Annotated in this window: 12 protein-coding genes and 1 pseudogene; 6 read left to right on the plus strand and 7 right to left on the minus strand. The window is 71.7% G+C overall.

The genetic code is table 11. The annotated features are described in order from the left end of the window. Positions 1-35 precede the first annotated feature (35 nt). On the plus strand, positions 36-248 hold the full coding sequence (locus ABS41_RS06610) for a hypothetical protein (RefSeq protein ID WP_290592153.1): 213 nt from the start codon (positions 36-38) through the stop codon (positions 246-248). A gap of 74 nt (positions 249-322) precedes the next feature. Here the strand turns inward: ABS41_RS06610 and ABS41_RS06615 are convergent. The 4 genes and pseudogenes from ABS41_RS06615 to ABS41_RS06630 form a co-directional block, all read right to left on the minus strand. Then, positions 323-1,417 (minus strand): annotated as a pseudogene (locus ABS41_RS06615) (pitrilysin family protein); the annotation flags it as partial. 4 nt (positions 1,418-1,421) lie between these two features. Next, on the minus strand, positions 1,422-2,804 hold the full coding sequence (locus tag ABS41_RS06620; protein WP_290592155.1) for a pitrilysin family protein: 1,383 nt from the start codon (positions 2,802-2,804) through the stop codon (positions 1,422-1,424). 69 nt (positions 2,805-2,873) lie between these two features. After that, positions 2,874-3,743 carry a DMT family transporter gene (locus tag ABS41_RS06625; RefSeq protein ID WP_290592157.1) on the minus strand — a complete coding sequence of 290 codons (870 nt, stop codon included), beginning with the start codon at positions 3,741-3,743 and terminating at the stop codon, positions 2,874-2,876. Then, positions 3,740-5,014: a dicarboxylate/amino acid:cation symporter gene (locus ABS41_RS06630; RefSeq protein ID WP_290592159.1), complete on the minus strand. Its 1,275-nt coding sequence runs from the start codon at positions 5,012-5,014 to the stop codon at positions 3,740-3,742. The genes ABS41_RS06625 and ABS41_RS06630 overlap by 4 nt, the downstream gene beginning before the upstream one ends. A 121-nt stretch (positions 5,015-5,135) precedes the next feature. Between ABS41_RS06630 and ABS41_RS06635 the strand changes: the two genes are divergently transcribed. Beyond that, entirely contained in the window at positions 5,136-6,209 is a 1,074-nt protein-coding gene (locus ABS41_RS06635; RefSeq protein ID WP_290592161.1) for a calcium/sodium antiporter, read from the plus strand. A 3-nt stretch (positions 6,210-6,212) separates the two neighbouring features. On the opposite strand, the gene ABS41_RS06640 is transcribed toward ABS41_RS06635, so the two are convergent. Further along, positions 6,213-6,629: a CopD family protein gene (locus tag ABS41_RS06640; RefSeq protein WP_290592163.1), complete on the minus strand. Its 417-nt coding sequence runs from the start codon at positions 6,627-6,629 to the stop codon at positions 6,213-6,215. Positions 6,630-6,651: 22 nt separating this feature from the next. After that, the gene (locus tag ABS41_RS06645) at positions 6,652-7,446 is read right to left on the minus strand and encodes a M48 family metallopeptidase (RefSeq protein ID WP_290592166.1); all 795 of its coding nucleotides are present in this window, start codon (positions 7,444-7,446) and stop codon (positions 6,652-6,654) included. A 166-nt stretch (positions 7,447-7,612) separates the two neighbouring features. Between ABS41_RS06645 and ABS41_RS06650 the strand changes: the two genes are divergently transcribed. Then, entirely contained in the window at positions 7,613-9,499 is a 1,887-nt protein-coding gene (locus ABS41_RS06650) for a DEAD/DEAH box helicase (protein ID WP_290592168.1), read from the plus strand. Between the two features lie 79 nt (positions 9,500-9,578). On the opposite strand, the gene ABS41_RS06655 is transcribed toward ABS41_RS06650, so the two are convergent. Then, complete coding sequence (locus tag ABS41_RS06655; protein WP_290592170.1) at positions 9,579-10,220, minus strand: hypothetical protein; 642 nt, start codon at positions 10,218-10,220, stop codon at positions 9,579-9,581. A 70-nt stretch (positions 10,221-10,290) separates the two neighbouring features. On the opposite strand from ABS41_RS06655, the gene ABS41_RS06660 reads away from it, so the two are divergent. The 3 genes from ABS41_RS06660 to ABS41_RS06670 all read left to right on the plus strand — a co-directional run bounded on the left by ABS41_RS06660 (position 10,291) and on the right by ABS41_RS06670 (position 15,101). Continuing rightward, the gene (locus tag ABS41_RS06660; RefSeq protein WP_290592172.1) at positions 10,291-11,469 is read left to right on the plus strand and encodes an NAD(P)/FAD-dependent oxidoreductase; all 1,179 of its coding nucleotides are present in this window, start codon (positions 10,291-10,293) and stop codon (positions 11,467-11,469) included. A 62-nt stretch (positions 11,470-11,531) separates the two neighbouring features. Further along, positions 11,532-13,319 carry a VWA domain-containing protein gene (locus ABS41_RS06665; protein ID WP_290592174.1) on the plus strand — a complete coding sequence of 596 codons (1,788 nt, stop codon included), beginning with the start codon at positions 11,532-11,534 and terminating at the stop codon, positions 13,317-13,319. Between the two features lie 3 nt (positions 13,320-13,322). Further along, on the plus strand, positions 13,323-15,101 hold the full coding sequence (locus ABS41_RS06670) for an acyl-CoA dehydrogenase C-terminal domain-containing protein (protein WP_290592176.1): 1,779 nt from the start codon (positions 13,323-13,325) through the stop codon (positions 15,099-15,101). The last annotated feature ends 1 nt before the right edge of the window (position 15,102 follow it).

Here is a 15,102-nt window from a genome sequence, read left to right on the forward strand (position 1 = left end):
AAGCGGGGCAGGTCCACCTGGGTGGACCTGCCCCCTTGAGCTGGTCGAGCACGGCCTCGTCGCCCACCACCACGATCGACTGCTGGGCCGGCTGGAAGTACTTGCGGCCCATGGCCTGCACCTGCTCGGCGGTGACCTCGCGGATGCGCGGCACGAACTCGCCGATGTACTCCGGCGGCAGCCCGGCCAGCCAGTTCGAGGCCAGCGTGCCGGCCACCGAACCCTGCAGCTGGTTGGAGATCAGGTAGCTGCCGGCGACGTATCGCTTGTTCATCTCGAGCTCGGCGACCGGCACCGGCTCGCGCGCCAGGCGCTCGAACTCGGCGAAGAACTCGCCCACGGCCGCGCCGGTGACTTCGTTGCGCACGTCCGCGCTCGACACCAGGGCGCCGCCTGCGGCCAGGCTGCGCTGGCCCAGGCGCGCGCCGTAGGTGTAGCCCTTGTCCTCGCGCAGGTTCTGCATCAGCCGGCTCGAGAAGCTGCCGCCCAGCACGGTGGACGCCAGCTGCAGCGGCACGCTGTCGGGATGCGTGGCGCGCACGGCCGGGCGGCCGATGCGCACCGTCGACTGCACGCTGCCCTCGCGGCGCAGCAGGGTGCGCGTGGGCACCGCCCCGTTGCGCGCCATCGCCAGGTCGGCCGGCGGCGCGCCGGTGGCCTGCCAGTCGCCGAAGTGGCGGCGCGCGAGTTCGAGCGCCTGCGCCGGGTCGATGCGACCGGCGATCACCAGCAGGGCGTTGTCGGGACGCAGGCGCCGGGCGTGCTCGGCCACCAGGCGGTCGCGGTCGACCGCGGCGATGCCAGGTTCCGTCGCCTGGGTGCGGGCGTAGGGATGATCCCCGTACAGCGCCGCCAGCATGGCCCGCTCGGCGCGGAATCCGGGCTGCGCCTCGGCCGCCTTCAGGCCCTGGAGCGCATTGGCCTTGGCCAGGTCGATCTCGGCCTGCGGGAAGCTCGGCCTGCGCGCCACCTCGGCCAGCAGCGCCAGCATGTCGGCGGACCTGGAGGAGAGCGCATTGGCGCTGACCACCAGGCCGTCGTTGCTGGCGTAGCCGCCGACGCTGCCGCCCATGCCCTGGGCGGCCTCGGCGATGGCGCGCGAATCGCGCTGCTGCGTGCCTTCGGACAGCAGGCCCGCGAGCATCGAGGCGAACGCGGGTGTTTCCGGGGCGTCGGCGGCGAGGCCGGCATTGCGGAACACCAGCACGAAGTCCACGCGCGGCACGCCGTCACGCGGAACCACCCAGACCTGCAGGCCGTTGTCGAGCGCGTGGCGCGTGACCTCGGGCACCGGCAGCGGGCGGTCGGGGGCGAAAGCCGGCAGCTCGGCCGGCATCGCCACGGGCGCGGCGGCGAAGGCCGCCGGGGCGAGCACGGCGGCGATGAAAAGCGTGGCCAGGTTCAGTCGAAGGGTCATGGGTTTACTCCTGGCCGGCGGCGTTGGCGGCCGCTTCGAGCATGGCGGCGGGCTTGCGGTCGATCACGGTGCGATTCTGCGCCGTGAGGTAGGTGCGGGCGACGCGCTGGAGGTCCTGCGAATCCACGGCGTCGATCCAGCCGGGGATCTGGTTGGCCACCGCGGCGTCCCCCCAGATCGCCTGCAGGCGCGCCAGGGTGTCGGCGCGGCCGAGGAAGCTCTCCATGCCGTTGTTCCAGTCGGCGAGCATGCGCGTCTTCACGCGCGCCAGCTCCTCGTCGCCCACGCCCTCCTCGGCGATGCGGGCGATTTCCTCGTCCAGCGCCGCCAGCAGCTGGTCGGCGGTGAACTGCGGCTTGTAGAGCGCGAAGAAGGTCAGCAGCGTCGGGCCGTCGAACTCCCACGGGCTGGTGAGGCCGAACAGGTACTGGCCGTTTATGGCCATCTCGCGACCCTTGACCAGGCCCTGGTAGGCGCGCGAGGCGTCGCCGCCGGCCAGCACCTCGGCCAGCACCGCCGTGGGCGCGTGATCGGGGCTGCCGCGCTCGGCGATCTTCCAGCCCACCGCCAGCGCCGGCACCTGGGCCAGGGCGTCGGGCTGGGTGATGCGCTTCTCGCCGGTGTTGATCGGCTCGGACACGTCCGGGCGCGCCGGCGTCGGCCGCGCGGCGATGCCGCCGAAATACTTTTCGGCCAGCGCGAAGCCCTCCTCCGCCGTCAGGTCGCCGGCGATCGACAGCACGGCGTTGTTGGGGCCGTAGTAGTCGCGGTGGAAGGCCGCCACGTCCTCGACCGTGGCCCCCTCGAGGTCCTCGAAGCTGCCGTAGCCGTCGTGGTTGTTCTCCCACTTCTGGAAGGCCTGCTGGTTGATGTCGAGCCACATGAAGCCGCCGTAGGGCTGGTTCTTCACGTTGACGCGGATCTCCTCCTTCACCACGTCCTGCTGGTTCTTGAGCGTGCGCTCGTTGAAGTCCAGCGTGGTCATGCGGTCGGCCTCGAGCCACAGGATCGGCTCGAGCGCCGAGGCCGGCGCGACCTCGATGTAGTTGGTGAAGTCCGGGCGGGTCGAACCGTTGTTGCGGCCGCCGCCGGAAGTGATGACCTTGTCGAACACGCCCTCGCCCGCCTTCGGCGTGCCCTCGAACATCAGGTGCTCGAACAGGTGGGCGAAGCCGGTGCGGTTGCGCGGCTCCTGGCGCATGCCGACCCTGTAGACCACGCTCACGCCGACCACCGGCGCGCTGTCGTCGGGGGACACGACCACCGTCAGGCCGTTGTCGAGGGTCTTGACCGCCACCGGGATCTCCCAGCGGTCGGAGGCCTGGCCCAGGGCTGGCAGGGCCAGCAGCAGGCCCAGCGGAAGCAGGCGTCGCAATTGGGTCTTCATGGGTTCGCTCGTGGCAGGGGACCCGGCGAGCCTACCCCGCCCGCACCACCCGCCGCACCGTGGCGAAGGTCACGCCCCGCGGCCGCCGCGCACCCCGAGCCAGGCCCCGCCGACCAGCAGCGCGAGCGCCACCGCCTGGCTCCAGTGCGGACTTGCCTGCCCGGCCAGCAGCAGCCAGCCGGTCGACAGCAGGGGCGCGGCGTAGGACAGGGTGCCCAGCGTGGCGATGTCGCCGCGCTTGGTGCCGATGTCCCAGAGCCAGAAAGCCGCGCCGGTGGGCCCCAGGCCCAACGCCACGATCGCCAGCCACTGCCCCGGCGTCGGCGCCACCGTGGCCTCGAAGGCCAGGTGGGCCAGCCCGCCCAGCACGCCCACCGCCAGGCAGGCGCCGGCCATGGCGCTGCTCGGCACCTCGCCGAAGCGCCGGTTGAGCACCGAATACAGCCCCCACGTGACCGCCGCGCCGAGCGCAGCCGCGTAACCGAGCGCATGCTGCGGCTCAAGCCTCGGCATGCCGCCGCGCCCCACCACCAGCACCGCCGCCGCCAGGCCCAGGGCCGTGCCCAGCCACTGCCCGGCGCGCACGCGGGTGCCGCCCAGCAGCGCGGCGAACACCACGATCAGCAGCGGCCACAGGTAGTTGAGCAGGTTGGCCTCGACCACCGGCGCCCGCTTGAGCGCGAGGAAATACAGCGCGTGGTAGCCAAACAGCGCACCGATGCACAGCAGGCCGGCCGCCGCCGGCTGGCGCAGCGCCGCCAGGCCCGGGCCGCCCGGCCGCAGCAGCAGCGCGCAGCCGGCGAGGCCGGCGATGCCGAAGCCCATCGCCAGCAGCTGGAACGGCGGGATGCCCGGCGTGGCCGTGGTCAGCACCGCCAGCGAGGACCACAGCAGCACCGCGCCGAAGCCGGCGGCGGTGGCGCGCGTGCGCGGCGTCATCCGCGCGTGTCCCCGGGCTCCAGGCCGACGTTGCTGGTGGCCGAGTCGTAGGTGGCCTGGTCGAGCAGGCCGGTCTGGCGCGCCACCAGCACCGGCACCAGCACCTGGCCGGTGACGTTGGTCATGGTGCGCATCATGTCCAGGATGCGGTCGATGGCCAGCAGGTAGCCCAGGCCCTCGAGCGGCAGGCCGGCGGCGCTGAGCACCACCGTCGCCATCACCACCGCGGTGCCGGGCACGCCGGCGGTGCCGAAGCTGCCGAGCACCGAGGCCAGCAGGATGGCGATGTACTGCGCCATCGTCAGTTCGATGCCGAAGTACTGGGCGATGAACAGCGAGGCCAGCGCCGGATAGATGGCGCCGCAGCCGTCCATCTTGATGCTCGCGCCCAGCGGCACCGCGAACGCGGCGTATTCCTGGCGCACGCCGAGGTTGTGCGTGGCCGCGCGCAGCGACACCGGCAGCGCGCCGAAGCTAGACGAAGTGGCGAAGGCCACCTGCATCGCCGGCGCCGCGCCGCGGAAGAACTTGATCGGGTTCAGGCCGTGCGCCAGCAACAGGCCGCCGTAGACGAAGACGATGTGCAGCGCGCAGGCCAGGAACAGCGCGCCCACGAAGCCGCCCAGCGGCAGCAGCCGCTCGAAGCCGTAGGTGCCCACCAGCGCGGCGATCAGGCCGAAGGTGCCGATGGGCGTGAACTCGAGCACGAAGCGGGTGACCTGGATCATCACTTCGCTGGCCTCGCCGGCCAGCGCGCGCAGCCTGGCGGTCTTCTCGCCCAGCTTGACCAGCGCGAAGCCGAGCAGGCCGGCGAAGAAGATCACCTGCAGGATGCGGCCCTCGGCCAGGGCCTTGAAGGGGTTGGCCGGCACCACGTCCAGCAGCACCTGCACCGGGCCGGGCACCTCGCGCACCTGGTAGTCGGCGGCCATCGCCAGCTCGCCGACGCCGCTGCCGGGCTTGAACACCAGGCCCACGCCCAGGCCCACGCCCACCGCCAGCACGGCGGTGATGGCGAACCACAGGAAGGTGCGCCCGCCGAGCGCGGCGATCGATTTCTGCCCGGCCAGGCCCGACACCGCGGCGATGACCGCGAAGAACACCAGGGGCGTGGCGATCATCTTGATCAGGGTGACGTAGAGCGTGCCCAGCGGCTGGAACCAGGTGGCCGCGGCCGGTCCCATCAGCCAGCCGGCCAGGGCGCCCAGGGCGAAACCGGCCAGCACGCGCTGCCAGAAGGGGATGCGGAACCAGGCGGAAACCAGGGCCATGCCGGCGCTCTCAAGCTGAACGATTGCCGACGATAACGGCCCCGGCCCGCCCGGTCACGCGCTTCGTCACGGGGGGGAAACACACCGTTGCGCGATAATGGCCGAACTTCCCGGAGATCCCATGACCCTGCTGCTTTTCCTGGCCGGCCTGGCCCTGCTGATCCTTGGCGCCGACCTGATGGTGCGCGGCGCCTCCCGCCTCTCGCTCTCGCTCGGCATCGCCCCGCTCGTGGTCGGCCTGACGGTGGTGTCCTTCGGCACCAGCGCGCCGGAGCTGGCCATCTCGGTGAAGTCCGCCCTCGACGGCCAGGCCGACCTGGCGCTGGGCAACGTGGTGGGAAGCAACATCTTCAACGTGCTCTTCATCCTGGGCCTGTCGGCCCTGGTGGCGCCGCTGGTGGTCGACCGCCAGCTGATCGGCCAGGACGTGCCCATCCTCATCGGCCTGAGCCTGCTGGTGGGCTGGATGGCGCTGGACCGGGACATCTCGCGCGGCGACGGCCTGGTGCTGGTGCTGCTGCTGGTCGCCTACACCGGCCTGCTCTACTGGTCCGGCCGCCGCGCGGCGCCGGCCGCCGTCGAGGACCCGCTGGTGGTGGGCGCCGAGTCGCCCTGGCTTTCGAAGCTGTGGGTGCAGTTGCTGCTGATCGTGGTGGGGCTGGCGCTGCTGGTGCTTGGCTCGCGCTGGCTGGTGACGGCGGCCATCGAGATGGCCACCGCCTTTGGCGTCAGCCCGCTGGTGATCGGCCTGACCATCGTCTCGGCCGGCACCTCGCTGCCCGAGGTCGCCACCTCGGTGGTGGCGGCCGCGCGCGGCGAGCGCGAGATCGCCGTGGGCAACGTCATCGGCAGCAACATCTTCAACCTGGCGGCGGTGCTGGGCATCTCGGCGCTGATCCCGGCGGACGGGCTGTCCGTGGCGCCTGCCCTGCTGGCCTTCGACCTGCCGGTGATGATCGCCGTGGCGATCGCCTGCGTGCCGGTTCTGTTCACCGGTCACCTGATCGCGCGCTGGGAAGGCGCGCTGTTCCTGGCTTATTACATCTTCTACGTCACCTACCTGGTGCTCTTCGCCCAGGACCACGACGCCCTCGACAGCTACTCGCTGGTGATGACGACGGTGGTGATCCCGCTCACGGTGGTGACGATGGCCGTGGTCGCCTGGCGCGAGCTTCGCCCGCGCCGGCCGGCCTGAGGTTCAGAACGGCTTGAAATAAACCAGCCAGAGCACCGGGATCGCCAGCACCAGCGGGATCTCGTTGAACCAGCGCAGCGCCGTCGGCGAGGGCAGCGACGCCCCGCCGGCCGCGCGCTTGATCCAGCGGCCCGTGAACACGAAGTGCACCAGCAGCATCACCACCAGCAGCAGCTTGGCGTGCAGCCAGCCGCCGCTGCGGTCGAAGTGCATCCACAGCGTGAGCCCCAGCAGCAGGGCGATGCCGAACATCACGTGGCCGAAGCGGTAGAGCCGCCGGCCCATCAGTGCCAGGCGGTCGCGCACGGCCGGCTCGGCGCCGGCCTCGGCGAGGTTGACGAGGATGCGCGGCAGGTAGAACACGCAGGCCATCCACGCGATCACGAACAGCACGTGGAAGAGTTTGGTCCAGAGGTACATCGGTCGGTCGTCCTTGGCCGCGTCAGCGGCAGTTGGGGCGGCGGCCCGCGGCGCGGGCCTGTTCCTGGGTGGCCTTGAGGCCGGGGGCCGAGGCGCGCAGCGACTGGATGCGCGCCTGCGGGTCGGGATGGGTGGACAGGAAGGTCGGTGCGCGGCTGCCGCCGGTGGCGCGCACCATGTTTTCCCAGACGGTGGCCGCGGCGGCCGGGTCGAAGCCGGCCTGGGCCATGTAGCGCTGGCCCAGCAGGTCGGCCTCGGACTCGTGCTGGCGCGAGAACGGCAGCAGCACGCCGGCCTGGGCGCCCACGCCGAGCAGCCCCAGCAGCTGCTGGCGCTCGCCGCCGGTGGCGGCGTTGAGCACCTGCAGCGCGGTGTCGGCGGCGAAGCGCTGGGAAACACGCTCGGCGGCGTGGCGCGAGACCACGTGGCCCATCTCGTGGCCGACCACGGCGGCCAGCTGGTCCTGGTCGGTGGCCACCTTGAACAGGCCGGTGTGGATGCCGATCTTGCCGCCCGGCAGGGCGAAGGCGTTGGGGTTGTCGTCCTGGATCAGCACCACCTCCCAGGCCGTGCCGCGCTGGTTGGCGGGCAGCACCGCGACGAGCGCGTCGGCGATGCAGCGGGCCTGGCGCAGGCGGGCCGGGTCGTTGGCCACCTTGCCGCCGGACTTGATCTGGGTGAAGGCGCTGGCGCCCATGCGGTCCATGTCGGCATCGGACACCAGGATCAGCTGGCTGCGGCCGGTGGGCGCGGTGGCACAGGCCGCCAGCAGGCCGGCGAGGAGCATTGGGAGCAGCTTCGAGCGCGGGTTTCGCATCGTCGTCCTCCGTCGCGGATGGGGCCCCATGATTCCGGCAATGGCCAGAAGCCGCAATAGCGAAGCGGTTCAGGCGCTTGCGCCGGCCTTGCGCTATAATGCGCCGGTCTCCTTCGTGTCCGTGGTGTGCCGGAATGCGAAGCTCCCCGCCCATCCCGGACTTCCCATGACCGACCCCACGAACGTGGCGCCGAACGCGCCCCTGCTTTTCCGCGACCTTGACCTCGGCGAAAGCCTGCTCAAGGCCCTGGCCGACGTTGGCTACGAGTCGCCCTCGCCCATCCAGGCCGCGACCATCCCGCACCTGCTGGCCGGCAAGGACGTCCTGGGCCAGGCCCAGACCGGCACCGGCAAGACCGCCGCCTTCGCCCTGCCCGTGCTGGCCCGCCTCGACCCGGCCCAGGCCACGCCGCAGGCGCTGGTGCTCTGCCCCACCCGCGAGCTGGGCATCCAGGTGGCCGAGGCCTTCCAGAAGTACGCCGCCCACCTGCCGGGCTTCCGCGTGCTGCCGATCTACGGTGGCCAGGGCTACGGCCCGCAGTTGCAGGCCCTGCGCCGCGGCGTGCACGTGGTGGTGGGCACCCCGGGCCGCATCATCGACCACCTCGAGAAGGGCTCGCTCGACCTCTCGGCCCTGCGCACCCTGGTGCTCGACGAGGCCGACGAGATGCTGCGCATGGGCTTCATCGACGACGTCGAGGCCATCCTCAAGAAGATGCCGGCCGTGCGCCAGACGGCGCTGTTCTCGGCCACCATGCCGCACGCCATCCGCCGCATCGCCCAGACCTACCTCAAGGACCCGGTCGAGGTCACGATCGAGGCCAAGACCCGCACGGCCGACAACATCCGCCAGCGCAGCTGGGAGGTCAGCGGCCTGCACAAGCTCGACGCGCTCACCCGCATCCTCGAGGCCGAGCCCTTCGACGCCATGATCGTCTTCGCCCGCACCAAGCAGGCCACCGACGAGCTGGCCGAGAAGCTGCAGGCGCGCGGCTTCTCCGCCGCCGCCATCAACGGCGACGTGGCGCAGGCGCAGCGCGAGCGCACCATCGAGCAGCTCAAGGCCGGCAAGATCGACATCCTGGTGGCCACCGACGTGGCCGCCCGCGGCCTGGACGTCGACCGCATCAGCCACGTCGTGAACTACGACGTGCCCTACGACACCGAGAGCTACGTGCACCGCATCGGCCGCACCGGCCGCGCCGGCCGCAGCGGCGAGGCGATCCTGTTCATCGCCCCGCGCGAGCGCAGCATGCTGCGCGCGATCGAGCGCGCCACCCGCCAGCCGATCACGCCGATGGAGCTGCCCACCGTGGCGGCCGTCAACGACGTGCGCATCGCCAAGTTCAAGCAGCAGATCTCCGACACGCTGGCGGCCGGCGAACTCGCCGAGTTCCGCAAGCTGATCGAGGACTACGAGCGCGAGATGAACGTGCCGGCCATCGAGATCGCCACCGCCCTGGCCAAGATGGCCCGCGGCGACGTGCCGCTGCTGATGGAGCCGCCGAAGTTCGAGGCCAGGAAACGCGCCTTCGAGCGCGACGTGCAGGCCGCCACCGACCGCTTCGCCAAGCCCTCGCGATTCGAGCGCGGCGATCGCCCGGAGCGCACCGAGCGCGCGGCCTTCCCGAAGAAGGTGCGCGAGGCGCGCACGCCCGACGAAGGCAAGCAGACCTTCCGCATCGAGGTCGGCTACGACCACGGCGTGAAGCCGGGCAACATCGTCGGCGCCATCGCCAACGAGGCGGGCCTGGACGCCAAGCACATCGGCCGCATCGAGATCTTCGAGGACCACACCCTGCTCGACCTGCCCGAGGGCATGCCGGCCGACGTGATGAACCACCTCAAGACGGTCTGGTGCGCCGGCCAGCAGCTGCGCATCACCCGCGACGGCGAGCCGCCGGACACCGCCGGCAAGGTGCCGGGCAAGAAGCCCTTCGCGGGCAAGAAGCCGTTTGGTCCGAAGAAGGATTTCGGCGAGCGCAAATCCTACGGCCCGAAGAAGGACTTCGGCCCGAAGAAGCCCCACCGCAAGGGCCCGCGCCCCGACTAAGCCGCCGGCAATACCGGGGCCATCCCGCCCCGGGATGGCCCCAAGCGTTTTGTAGGAGGGCCTTCAGGCCCGACGCTCTTCAGCGCATCGCGCCCAGCGTCTCCCGGAGCAGCGGCAAATGCGGCCGCAGCAACTCCGCATTGTGACGCGCCGCCTCCAGCGCGGCCGCGTCCTCCGGCGCGGCGAAATCCGGCAGGCCCGGCAAGCCGGCCAGGCCGGCCACGTCGCCGGCGTTCGGCATCGGCACCAGCTGCGACATCGCCGCCAGCGACTGCCGGCGGATCCAGGCGTATTCCTCGCGCGAAAGCCCCACCTCGTTCACGCCCGCGGCCTGCGCGGCGCGCAGCTTCGACACCGAGCCGGCCAGCTCGCCGTAGGCGCTGCCCAGGTCGGCCAGCGAAGGCGCGGCGCCGCCCTGCGCGCGCTCGTTGGCCTGCCGGGCCAGGCGCGCCAGGTCCGGACCCATGTCGGCGGCGATGCGCTTTTGCACGCGCACGAAGGCCTCCACCTGCGCCGGCGTCATGCGGCCGTCCGCCGGCGGCGCGTAGGGCGACTGGTTGGCGATGTCGCTGCCCAGGTCGACCGCGCTCACCCACTCCTTCGCGCCCTCGAGCCCGGCGTTCCACATCGGCCGCAGGATGAACCACCAGCCGGCCACGGCACCGACGATGGCCAGCAGCACCACCACCAGGCAGCCCGCCAGGACCTTTTTGATCGCCATCGCCCGCTCCTCGTCGCCTCGTTCGCCCGAGGATAGTCCGGCGCCCCCGCGAGCGGCTACAGTCGCGGCCATGGAACACGACGTACTGGTGATCGGCGGCGGCGCCGCGGGCCTGATGTGCGCGCTCACCGCGGGGCGTCGCGGCCGGCGCGTGCGCGTCATCGAGCACGCCAACCGCTGCGGCAAGAAGATCCTGATGTCGGGTGGCGGACGCTGCAATTTCACCAACACCGGCACCACGCCGGCGAACTTCCTTTCGGCCAACCCGCACTTTTGCAAGTCGGCGCTGGCGCGCTACCGGCCCGAACACTTCATCGCCATGGTCGAGGCGCATGGCATCGCGTACCACGAAAAGGAACTCGGCCAGCTGTTCTGCGATGAGTCCTCGAAGCAGATCGTGGCCATGCTGCTGGCCGAATGCGCCGACGCCGGCGTGACGGTGGAGACCAGCTGCAGCGTCGAATCGCTCGGGACCCTGCCCGGTGGCGGCTACGAGCTGGCCACCTCGCGCGGCACGTGGCGCGCACCTTCGCTGGTGGTGGCCACCGGCGGCCTGTCGATCCCGTCCATGGGCGCCACCGGCTTTGGCTACGAGCTGGCGCGGCGGTTCGGCCACGAGGTGCTGCCCACCCGCGCCGGCCTGGTGCCGCTCACGCTCAGCGGCAAGCACCAGGCGCATTACGCCGACCTCGCCGGCGTGGCCTTCCCGGTCTCGGCGCGCTGCGGCAAGGCGCGCTTCGACAACGCCCTGCTCATCACCCACCGCGGCCTCAGCGGCCCGGCCATCCTGCAGGTCTCGAACTACTGGGAGCCCGGCAGGGAGCTGCTGCTCGACCTGCTGCCCGGGCTCGACGCCGAGGCCTTCCTGCTCGAGCGCCAGCGCACCCAGCCCGCCGCCGAACTGCGCACCGTGCTGGCCGACGTGCTGCCGCGGCGATTCGCCGAGCGCCTGTGCGAGGCCTGGTTCCCGAGCAAGCCGATGCGGCAGTTCACCCACCGCCAGTTGCCCGACCTGGCCCGCCAGCTGGCGAACTGGCCCATCGTCGCCAGCGGCACCGAGGGCTACCGTACCGCCGAGGTGACGCTGGGCGGCGTGGACACCCGGGGCGTGTCGTCCTCGACCATGGAATCGAAGCACCAGCCGGGCCTGTATTTCATCGGCGAGGTGCTGGACGTGACCGGCTGGCTGGGCGGCTACAACTTCCAGTGGGCCTGGGCCAGCGGCCACGCCGCCGGCAGCGCCGCCTGAAGGCGCGCCGCGGCGCCGTTTCGCGTTACTTTTGCCAGGCCCCAACGCCCCGGAGTGATGCCATGACCCGCCCGACGCGCAGCCGCGCCCTGCCTGCCCTTGCCCTGCTCGCCCTCGCCGGCGGTTTCGCCCACGCCGGCGAGCAGGCCATCATCGTGCTCGACGCCTCGGGCTCGATGTGGGGCCAGATCGGCGGCAAGCCCAAGCTCGAGATCGCCCGCGAGACCCTGGCCACGGTGCTGCGCGACACGCCGCCGGACATGGCCCTGGGCCTGGTCGCCTACGGCCACCGCGAGAAGGGCAACTGCGGCGACATCGAACTGGTGGTGCCGGTGCGCACCGGCAGCGCCGGCGACATCGCCGGCGCCGCCGCGAAGATGAAGTTCCTGGGCATGACGCCGCTCTCCGACGCCGTCGCCCGCGCCGCCACCGAGCTGCGCTACACCGAACGAAAGGCCACCGTCATCCTGATCACCGACGGCCTGGAAACCTGCAAGGCCGATCCCTGCGCGCTGGGCAAGGAGCTCGAGTCCGCCGGCGTGGACTTCACCGCGCACGTGGTGGGCTTTGGCCTGAGCGCCGAGGAAGGCAAGCAGGTGGCCTGCCTGGCCGAGAACACCGGCGGGCGCTACCTCGCCGCCAATGACGCCGCCGGCCTGGCCGCGGCGCTCACCGAGACCGTGGTCGAGGCCCCACCGGCGCCGCCGCTGCCCGAGGCCAGCCTGCAGGCGCCGGACGCGGTGCCGATGTCCTCGCGCTTCGAGGTCGCCTGGACCGGCCCGGCCGACCGCTACGACGAGGTGCAGGTCTTCGACCCGGCCGGCAACGGCGGCCGCGGCAAGGTCATCGACAACCAGCGCGTGCTGGGCGACCGCCGCGCCGGCGACCGGCGTGTCGAGCTGGTGGCGCCGGCCACGCCGGGCGACTACGTGCTGCGCTATTACCACGGCGCGCAGGCGCGGGTGATCGCCACCCGCCCGGTCGCCGTCACCGAAGCCGAGGTCGCGCTGCGCGCGCCGGACGAAGTCGCCATCGCATCGAGCATCGTGGTCGGCTGGACCGGCCCGGGCGCGCGCTATGACGAAGTGCAGGTCTTCGACCCCGCCGGCAACGGCGGCCGCGGCAAGGTGGTGGACAACAAGCGCGTCAATGATGGCCCCGGCGCCGCGAAGCGCGAGGTCACCGTCGTCGCCCCGGCCACGCCCGGCGACTACCAGCTGCGCTACTACAACGGCGACAACGCCCAGGTGCTGCTCGCGCGCCCGCTGAAGGTGGTGGCCGCCGAAGTCGCGCTCGCCGCGCCGGACTCCGTGCCGGCCGCGTCGTCCTTCACCGTCGGCTGGACCGGCCCCGGCGCGCGCTACGACGAGATCCAGGTCTTCGATCCGGCGGGCAATGCCGGCCGCGGACGGGTGGTGGACAAGAAGCGCGTGATCGACGGCCCCGGCGCGGCAAAGCGCGAGGTCACGCTGGTCGCCCCGGCCGCCGCCGGCGCCTACCGGCTGCGCTACTACAACGGCGACAACGCCAGCGTACTGCTCGAACGCCCGCTGGCGGTCAGCGCCATCGAGGTGCGCCTCGACGCCCCGGCCAGCGGCGCGGCCGGCCAGAAACTCACCGTCGGCTGGACCGGCCCGGGCGCGCGTTACGACGAGATCCAGGTCTTCGACCCGGCCGGCAACGGCGGCCGCGGCAAGGTGCTGGCCAACCGCCGGGTGCAGTCCGACCCGGGCCAGGCCGCGCGCCAGGCCACGCTCACCCTGCCCCTACAGCCGGGCAAGTATCAATTGCGCTACTACAACGGCGACAACAGCGCCGTCCTGCACAGCCAGCCCTTCACCGTGGAATAAGCCATGCCCCACTACACCGCCCCGCTGCGCGACATGCGCTTCGTGATGTTCGACCTGCTGCAGGCCGAGGCCGAGCTCGCCGCCCTGCCCCGCCACGCCGGCCTGGACCGCGAAACCATCGAGGCGGTGCTGGAGGAAGGCGCGAAGTTCGCCAGCCAGGTCATCCAGCCGCTCAACGCCGCGGGCGACCGCGAGGGCTGCACCTGGCACGGCGACGGCGTGGTCACCGCGCCGCCGGGCTTCAAGGAGGCCTACCGGCAGTTCGTGGACGCCGGCTGGCCCTCGCTGGCCTGCGAGCCGGACTTCGGCGGCCAGGGCCTGCCGACGCTGGTCAACAACCGCCTGTACGAAATGTGGAACTCGGCCAACCAGGCCTGGCTGATGTACGCGGGCCTCTCGCACAGCGCCTACGAATGCCTGCTGGCCTTCGGCAGCGACGAGCAGAAGCAGGTCTACCTGACCAAGATCGTCTCGGGCGAATGGACCGGCACCATGTGCCTGACCGAGCCGCACTGCGGCACCGACCTGGGCCTGCTCAAGACCCGGGCCGAGCCGAACGGCGACGGCAGCTACGCGCTCACGGGCACCAAGATCTTCATCAGCGCCGGCGAGCACGACCTGGCCGGGAACATCCTGCACCTCGTGCTCGCCCGCCTGCCCGACGCGCCGGCCGGCACCAAGGGCATCTCGCTGTTCCTGGTGCCCAAGTTCATCCCGGACGCGAACGGCGGCGTCGGCGCGCGCAACACCATCCGGGCCGGCTCGATCGAACACAAGATGGGCATCCACGGCAACGCCACCTGCGTGATGAACCTCGACGGCGCCCGCGGCTGGCTGATCGGCGAGGCCAACAAGGGCTTGGCGGCGATGTTCGTGATGATGAACTCGGCGCGCCTGGGCGTGGGCATGCAGTCGCTGGGCCAGGCCGAAGTGGCCTACCAGAACGCCGCCGCCTACGCGAAGGACCGCCTGCAGGGCCGCGCCGCCACCGGCCCGGCATCGCCGGGCAAGCCGGCCGATTCGATCCTGGTGCACCCGGACGTGCGCCGCATGCTGCTCACCGCCCGCGCCTACAACGAAGGCGGCCGCGCCCTGGCCGCCTGGAGCGCACTGCTGCTCGACCGCGAGCACTCGCATCCCGACGCGGCCGTGCGCGAGGAGGCCAGCGAGCTGATGGCCCTGCTCACCCCGGTGGTCAAGGCCTTCCTCACCGACAACGGCTGGGAGACCACCACGCTGTGCCAGCAGGTGCTGGGCGGCCACGGCTACATCGCCGAGTGGGGCATGGACCAGTTCGTGCGCGACGCGCGCATCAACATGATCTACGAGGGCACCAACGGCATCCAGGCACTGGACCTGCTGGGCCGCAAGGTGCTGATGGACGGCGGCGCGAAGTTCGGCCGCTTTGCCGCGCTTGTGCAGGCCACGCTGGCCGAACTGCAGGGACGCCCGGAACTGGCCGAGTTCACCGCGCCGCTGGGAAAACTGCTGGCCGACACCGTGGCCCTGACGCAGGAAATCGGCGCCAGGGCCAAGGCCGACCCGAACGAAGTCGGCGCCGCCTCGGTGCCCTACCTGCGCATCGTCGGCCACCTGTGCTTCGCCTGGCTGTGGGCGCGCATGGCGGCGCTGTCGGTGGGCAAGGACGACGAATTCCATGCCGCCAAGCTGGCGACCGCGCGCTTCTACTTCGCCTGGCTGTTGCCCGAGGTCGAACAGCGTTTCCGCGAAGCCCGCGCCGGCGCGCCGACGCTGATGGCCTTGCCCGCCGACGCCTTCTGAG

The sequence above is a fragment of the Arenimonas sp. SCN 70-307 genome (assembly GCF_001724815.1).
GTDB lineage: Bacteria > Pseudomonadota > Gammaproteobacteria > Xanthomonadales > Xanthomonadaceae > Arenimonas.